The sequence below is a fragment of the Streptomyces sp. NPDC049577 genome (assembly GCF_040675635.1).
GTDB lineage: Bacteria > Actinomycetota > Actinomycetes > Streptomycetales > Streptomycetaceae > Streptomyces.
The window spans coordinates 1-6,655 of sequence record NZ_JBFAPH010000343.1; the positions used below are offsets into that span (position 1 = coordinate 1).

Consider the following 6,655-nt stretch of genomic DNA (forward strand, 5'->3'; position numbering starts at 1 on the left):
AAGGGTCTGCTGCAGATCATCGACCCGACGTTCAAGGCGTATCACGTCGAGGGCACCTCCTGGGACATCTGGGACCCGGTCGCCAACATCGTCGCGTCCTGCAACTACGCGGCCGACAAGTACGGCTCCATGGACAACGTCAACTCCGCGTACTGATCGGCAGCACTGAACGGCAAACGAAAAGGGCGGCACCCCGCACGTACGGGGTGCCGCCCTTCCCGTGTGTGTACGCGACGTCGTTCGGTCGAGTGGTTTGGCCCGGCAAGCGGGCGACGCCACCGCGAGGCGGTGAGAACGTCGTTGGCCGGTCCCGTCGGACACGCCGAGGGCCGGCCGTGAAACAGCGGAGCCTGAAACGGCGGAGCCGGGGGGTTGGAAACGATGAGTACGGTGTTGTTCGCGCTGCGCGAGGATCCATCGGGGCGCGGGGCCAAGAGCGAGCAGCTGCGGCGGATCAGCCAGGCGGTGGAGGAGCAGGGCCTGGAGGTCCGCTGGGCGCTGACGGAGGACGACGCGCGCGCCGTGCTGCGCACGGAAGCCGGCCTGGCCGCCGCCGTCGTCGCCTGGGACCTGCCCGCCGGCCCCGGCCCCCGGGGCACCGGCACCGCCGGCCCGGCCGCCCCCGGCCCCGGGGCAGAGCCCGGTGGCGCGGGAATCCTCCGCGAGGTCGGCCGGCGCTTCACCGACCTGCCCGTCCTGCTGGTCATGGCCGACGGCGCCGACGAGGATCTCGAACACCTGCCGCTGTGGGTGGCCGAGACCGTCGTCGGCTACGTATGGCCGCTGGAGGACACCCCGGGGTTCATCGCGGGCCGGATCGCCTCCGCCGCGCGCGCCTACCGGGAGGCGGTCCTCCCGCCGTTCTTCCGCGCGCTGCGCCGTTTCGACGACGCGCACGAGTACTCGTGGCACACCCCCGCCCACGCGGGCGGCGTCGCCTTCCTGAAGTCGCCGGTCGGGCGGGCGTTCTTCGACTACTACGGCGAGCGGCTCTTCCGCACCGACCTCTCCATCTCCGTGGAGGAGCTGGGCTCGCTGTTCGAGCACACGGGCCCCGTGGGGGAGGCCGAACGCAACGCGGCCCGCGTCTTCGGCGCGGAACGCACGTACTTCGTCCTGCACGGCAACTCCACCGCCGACCGCATGGTCGGGCACTACTGCGTGGCGCGGGACGAGATCGCGCTCGTGGACCGGAACTGCCACAAGTCCGTCCTGCACGGCCTCGTCCTCTCCGGCGCCCGCCCGGTCTTCCTCGTACCCACCCGCAACGGCTACGGCCTCGCCGGCCCCCTGCCACCGGAGGAGATCCGCCCCGCGGCCGTCACCGGCCGCATCGGCACCCACCCCCTCGCCCTCGACGCCCTCGCGCCCGACGCCCAGTACGCCGTGGTCACCAACTCGACCTACGACGGCCTGTGCTACGACGCCGTCCACGTCGCCCGCGACCTCGCCGCGAGCACACCACGCGTCCACTTCGACGAGGCGTGGTTCGCCTATGCCCGCTTCCACCCCCTCTACGCCGGCCGCTACGCCATGGCCGTCGGCCCCGACACCCTCCCCGGCCCCGACCGGCCGACGGTGTTCTCCACCCAGTCCACGCACAAACTGCTGGCTGCGCTCTCCCAGAGCGCCATGGTCCATGTCCGCCCCGCCCCCCGCGCGCCGGTCGACGAGGAACGTTTCAACGAGACGTTCATGATGCACGGCACCACCTCCCCGCTCTATCCGGCGATCGCCTCGCTGGACGTGGCGGCCGGCATGATGGACGGCCCCCAGGGACACTGGCTCATCGACGAGGCGATCACCGAGGCGATCCGCTTCCGCCAGGCCATGGCCCGCACCGGCCGGCGCATCGCGGCCGAGGGGGAGCGACCGGACTGGTTCTTCGGTGTCTGGCAGCCGCCCACCGTCACCGACCCGGCCACCGGCGTCGACTACGCCTTCGCCGACGCCCCGCCCGCTCTGCTGCGCACCGAACCGTCCTGCTGGCAGCTGGCACCGGAAGCGGACTGGCACGGCTTCCCCGGCCTGTCCGAGGGCTACTGCCTGCTCGACCCGGTCAAGGTGACCGTCACCTGCCCGGGCCTGGACGCCACCGGCCGATGGGCCGAACGCGGCATCCCCGCCCGCATCCTGACGGCCTATCTGGCCGGTCGTAACATCCTCGTCGAGAAGACCGACACCTACACCACCCTCATCCTCTTCTCCATGGGCATCACCAAGGGCAAGTGGGGAACCCTGCTGGACGCCCTGATGGACTTCAAGGCGCTCTACGACGCCGACGCGCCCCTGGAGCGCGTCCTGCCCGACCTGCTGGCCCGCCACCCCCGGCGCTACGCCGGCACGACACTGAGCGGGCTGTGCCAGTCGATGCACGAGCACCTGCGCGAGGCCGGGCTGGTCACCCTGCTGGAGACGGCCTTCCAGGACCTGCCGGAACCGGTCGCCCCGCCGCAGTGGTGCTACCAGCAGCTGATCCGCGAGGGCACCGAACGCGTCCGCCTCGCGGACTCCGCCGGCCGCGTCGCCGCGGCGATGGTCACGGTCACTCCGCCGGGCATCCCCGTCCTGATGCCCGGTGAGTCCACCGGCACGGCCGACGGCCCCCTCCTGCGCTACCTGCGGGCCCTGGAATCCTTCGACCGCGCCTTCCCCGGCTTCGCGAGCGAGACCCACGGTGTGACCGTCGACGAGATCACCGGCGACTACCACATCGAATGCCTGCTCCCCGAGCGGCATCCCCGGCCCTGAGGCGCCCTCACCCGGCGCCCCCGGCCGAGGGATGATGAACGGCATGAAGACCCTCACCGAGGTGGACCGCCTGGCCGAGCGCGCGCACGCCGGACAGGTCGACAAGACCGGCGTCCCCTACATCGAGCACGTGCGCGCGGTCGCCGCCGGCCTCGCCCCGGCCGGGCCCGAACTCCAGATGGCCGGACTCCTCCACGACATCATCGAGGACACCGACTGGACCGCGGACCGGCTGCGGGCGGAAGGCGTCCCCGATCGCGTCGTCGCCGCCGTGGAGGCCGTCACCGACGAACCCGGGGTGTCCTACGCCGAGAAGATCCGGCGCATCGCCGCCCACCCCGACGCCACCCTCGTCAAGATCGCCGACAACGCCCACAACAGTCACCCCGACCGCGCCGCACGCCTCCCGGCCGACCGGCGCGAACGGCTCGCCGCCAAGTACCGGGCCGCCCGCGAGGTCCTCTGGAAGGCCGCCGACCCGCGGCAGGTCGAAGCGATCCTCACCATCGTCAACCCGTCCCTGCTCCCCGAACTCGAGCGCCACGCGGGCCGGAGGAGCTGACTCCCCGGCCCGCCGTCATGCCACCAGGGTCCCGCCGTCCACGGTGACGACGGTGCCCGTGGCATGACGCTGCCGCATCAGGAAGACGTATGCCTCCGCGACGTCCACCACCTCCCCGACCCGGCCGAGCGGAACGCCGGAGGCCGTCCGCTCGTACCACCGCTCGCGCTCGGCCTCCGCCATCCGCGACCACAAGGGCGAACGCACCACCCCGGGGCGCACCGCGTTGACCCGCAGCGGGGCCAGCTCGACGGCCATCGCCCGCACCATCGACTCGACGGCGCCGCAGACCCCGGCGGCCACGGTCCAGCCCGGCGCGGCCCGCAGCGCGGCGGTCCCGCTGGTCAGCACCACCGACCCGCCCGGGCGCAGATGCGGCAGCGCGGCACCGACCGAACCGAGCGCGCCGAAGCACCGCAGGGTGAAGAACGCCATCGCGGCCTCGATGTCCAGGGCGTCCAGCCGCATCAGAGCCAGCGGCTCACCGGCCGTGTACACGAGATGGTCGAAGGAACCGATCCGGTCGAACACGGCGGCGATCTGCGTGACGTCCGTCAGATCGGCGACCTCTCCGGTGCTCCCCTCCGGCAGCGACGCCAGAGCCCGCTCCACACTGCGGGGGTTGCTGGAGACGACGACCGCCTCCGCCCCCTCCCGGGTGGCCAGGTCCGCCGTGGCGAGCCCGATGCCGGAGGTGCCGCCGAGAATGACGACGCGCTGATCACTGAGGGACATGGCAGAGCCTTTCGCAGCCGCGGCGGGGGGCACGCCGGTACCCCTTCGACATCACCGATCAGAAACGAATCAAAACCACCTAAAATGGTCCTTGTCCGGCACACAGTAAGGGGGTGCGGCTCCATGTCAACAGGGACACTTCTGGAGATCATCATCCCGGTCGTCGTGGTGATCGCCCTGGTGGCGGTGGCTGTCTGGACGATCACACGGCGTCACCGCCTCCGCGAACGCTTCGGTCCCGAGTACGACCGGACGGTTGAGCGCGCCGACAGCAGGCTCGCCGGCGAGCGGGAGCTCAGGGCCCGCGAGAAGCGCCACGACGAGCTGACCATCAAGCCGCTGCCCGACAATGTGCGCGACCGGTACACCCGGGAGTGGAGCAGCGTGCAGCAGGAATTCGTGGACCGGCCCGAGGACGCCGTGCACGACGCGGATCGCCTGGTGACCTCTCTGATGCACGAGCGCGGCTATCCGACCGAGGGATACGAGCAGCAGCTCAAGGACCTCTCCGTGGAACACGGTCGCACCCTGGAGCACTATCGCGCCGCCCACGAGGTCGAAACGCTCAGCACCCGCACCAAGGCCACCACCGAGCAGCTGCGCGGCGCCATGGTGCACTACCGGGCCCTGTTCGACGAGCTGCTCTCCAACGGCGGACGGGCACAGCACGCCCGCACCTGAACCACCCACCCTTCCGGCCTGAGTACCGATACGGCCGGGACGGAGGACATCATGCGCAGCAACGACATACCCGACCGCCCGGAACGCGGTCTGTCCACCGAGGACCTCGCCCAGCCGGCCGAGGAGCGATCGGCGGACCTCACCGAAGAGACGCCCTCCGGCGTCCCCACCTACCCGGGCGAGAGCACCGCGCCCCTGGAGGAGACGGAAGAGACGGAGGAGACAGAGGGAACCACCGAGCCCGAGCCGGCGGAGGAGGCCGGGGACACGACGGAGGAAGCCGGGGACACGACGGAGGAGGACCTCCCGCGGCTGCTGCCGGAAGAGGACGAGCAGGGCTACCGTGAGCGCTGGGAAGAGGTCCAGAGCAGGTTCGTGGACGACCCGAGAGAGGCCGTGCACGCCGCCGACACCCTGGTCGCGGAGGTCATGCAGACCCTGGCGGCCACCTTCGCCGAGCACAAGCAGGACCTCGAGGGCCAGTGGAGCCAGGGCGAACAGGTGGACACGGAGGACCTCCGCAAGGCCCTGCGCCGCTACCGGTCCTTCTTCAACCGCCTGCTCAGCACCTGACCGGCGATCACACGGCCGGTGCCCCGCAGCCGCCCCCGGCTGGCAGCGCCGAGCCCGGCCGGGGATGCTGGACTGCGTGTACGCGAGAGCGGGAGCGGGCAGGTGAGGACACCGAGCGCGGGCCGCACCGCCGTACGGCGCGGCTGCCTGGCCCACCTGTCGCTCCTGCCCGCCCTCCTCCTCGTCGTGGGCGCCTTCCTCGACTACTCCACCTCCCCCCACTTCAGCGCGGAGGCCTTCTACACGGCGGCTCCCATGACGGCCGCCGCGCTGCTGTCCCTGCGCGCGACGATCCTGGCGGGCATCGGCGCCTGCGTCGCCGACGCAGCACTGCTCACCCACTTCGGCTTCATCGGCGACTCGGGCGGACGGAGCGAACTGGCCGCGGTCGCGACCGTCTCCGCCCTGGCCGTCGTCGTCAACCGCCTCATCCACTACAGCGACGTGCGCCTGCAGTCCGCCCGCCGGATCGCCGTCGCCCTGCAACGCGCCCTCCTGCCGGAACTGCCGCCCTCCATCGGCCCCCTGCGCATCGCCGTGCGCTACCAGTCGGCCGTCAAGGACGCCCAGATCGGCGGTGACCTGTACGGAGTACAGGACACCCCGTACGGGGTCCGCTGCGTGATCGGCGACGTACGGGGCAAGGGTCTGGGCGCGGTCAAGGTGGTGGACGTGGCACTCGGCGCCTTCCGGGAGGCCGCCGAGGAGGAACCCACCCTGGCCGGCGTCGCCCACCGGCTGGAACGGGCACTGCGCAGGGAAGCGGATCGGCGAACCGGCCCGGAACACATCGAGGGCTTCGTCACCGGCGTCCTGGCGGAGATACCGCCCGAGGGCGACGTACTCCACCTGATCAACCGGGGCCACCCGCCCCCGCTGCTGCTCCGCGACGGCGCCGCCCACCCCGTCGAACCCTCCGAACCAGCCCTGCCCCTCGCCCTGGCGGAGCTCGGCCCGGAGGAGATCCGGACCGACACGGTCCCGTTCCCGCCGGGGGCGACGCTTCTGCTCTACACCGACGGCCTGACCGAGGCCCGCAACCGCGCCGGCGTCTTCTACGACCCGGCCACCCGGCTGCCGGGGCGTACCTTCCCCGGCCCGGAGGCACTGCTCGACGCCCTGCTGACCGACGTGGGCCGCCACTCCGGCGGCCGCACCAGCGACGACATGGCCCTGCTGGCGATCACCCGGGACGGGTGACCTCCGGCGGTGACGGCCGTTGAACCGGGCATGCGAATCCCGAAGCGTTCGATGGCCGCGCTGCTGTTGGCCGGTGCTGTGTGGCTGTCCGCGGGGACGGCCCACGCGGCCGACCCGCCGACTCCGGCAACTCAGGTGCTCGTGGTGAACGGC

At 71.9% G+C, this 6,655-nt stretch carries 6 protein-coding genes and 1 pseudogene; 6 read left to right on the plus strand and 1 reads right to left on the minus strand.

Translation table 11 applies throughout. The features are described from left to right. The 3 genes and pseudogenes from AB0K09_RS27650 to AB0K09_RS27660 all read left to right on the plus strand — a co-directional run. Positions 1-156, plus strand: a pseudogene (locus AB0K09_RS27650) (lytic transglycosylase); the annotation flags it as partial. Between the two features lie 225 nt (positions 157-381). Next, positions 382-2,751, plus strand: coding sequence for an Orn/Lys/Arg decarboxylase N-terminal domain-containing protein (locus tag AB0K09_RS27655; RefSeq protein WP_366068134.1), 2,370 nt, complete (start codon positions 382-384; stop codon positions 2,749-2,751). A gap of 43 nt (positions 2,752-2,794) precedes the next feature. Continuing rightward, positions 2,795-3,313 carry an HD domain-containing protein gene (locus tag AB0K09_RS27660; RefSeq protein ID WP_366068135.1) on the plus strand — a complete coding sequence of 173 codons (519 nt, stop codon included), beginning with the start codon at positions 2,795-2,797 and terminating at the stop codon, positions 3,311-3,313. Positions 3,314-3,328: 15 nt separating this feature from the next. On the opposite strand, the gene AB0K09_RS27665 is transcribed toward AB0K09_RS27660, so the two are convergent. After that, positions 3,329-4,048, minus strand: coding sequence for an SDR family oxidoreductase (locus tag AB0K09_RS27665; RefSeq protein WP_366068136.1), 720 nt, complete (start codon positions 4,046-4,048; stop codon positions 3,329-3,331). A 123-nt stretch (positions 4,049-4,171) separates the two neighbouring features. Here AB0K09_RS27665 and AB0K09_RS27670 point away from each other — a divergent pair, with 123 nt between their 5' ends. The 3 genes from AB0K09_RS27670 to AB0K09_RS27680 all read left to right on the plus strand — a co-directional run bounded on the left by AB0K09_RS27670 (position 4,172) and on the right by AB0K09_RS27680 (position 6,502). Then, positions 4,172-4,729 carry a hypothetical protein gene (locus AB0K09_RS27670; RefSeq protein WP_366068137.1) on the plus strand — a complete coding sequence of 186 codons (558 nt, stop codon included), beginning with the start codon at positions 4,172-4,174 and terminating at the stop codon, positions 4,727-4,729. A 51-nt stretch (positions 4,730-4,780) separates the two neighbouring features. After that, entirely contained in the window at positions 4,781-5,302 is a 522-nt protein-coding gene (locus AB0K09_RS27675; protein WP_366068138.1) for a hypothetical protein, read from the plus strand. A 102-nt stretch (positions 5,303-5,404) separates the two neighbouring features. Next, positions 5,405-6,502 (plus strand): PP2C family protein-serine/threonine phosphatase, encoded by a 1,098-nt coding sequence (locus tag AB0K09_RS27680; RefSeq protein WP_366068139.1) that lies wholly within the window; start codon positions 5,405-5,407, stop codon positions 6,500-6,502. The last annotated feature ends 153 nt before the right edge of the window (positions 6,503-6,655 follow it).

What these genes read in the sequence shown, in the direction of transcription:
- AB0K09_RS27675 (WP_366068138.1), top strand. Translation starts at nt 4,781, where the DNA reads ATGCGCAGCAACGACATACCCGACCGCCCGGAACGCGGTCTGTCCACC.
- AB0K09_RS27670 (WP_366068137.1), top strand. Translation starts at nt 4,172, where the DNA reads ATGTCAACAGGGACACTTCTGGAGATCATCATCCCGGTCGTCGTGGTG.
- AB0K09_RS27660 (WP_366068135.1), top strand. Translation starts at nt 2,795, where the DNA reads ATGAAGACCCTCACCGAGGTGGACCGCCTGGCCGAGCGCGCGCACGCC.
- AB0K09_RS27655 (WP_366068134.1), top strand. Translation starts at nt 382, where the DNA reads ATGAGTACGGTGTTGTTCGCGCTGCGCGAGGATCCATCGGGGCGCGGG.
- AB0K09_RS27665 (WP_366068136.1), bottom strand. Translation starts at nt 4,048, where the DNA reads ATGTCCCTCAGTGATCAGCGCGTCGTCATTCTCGGCGGCACCTCCGGC.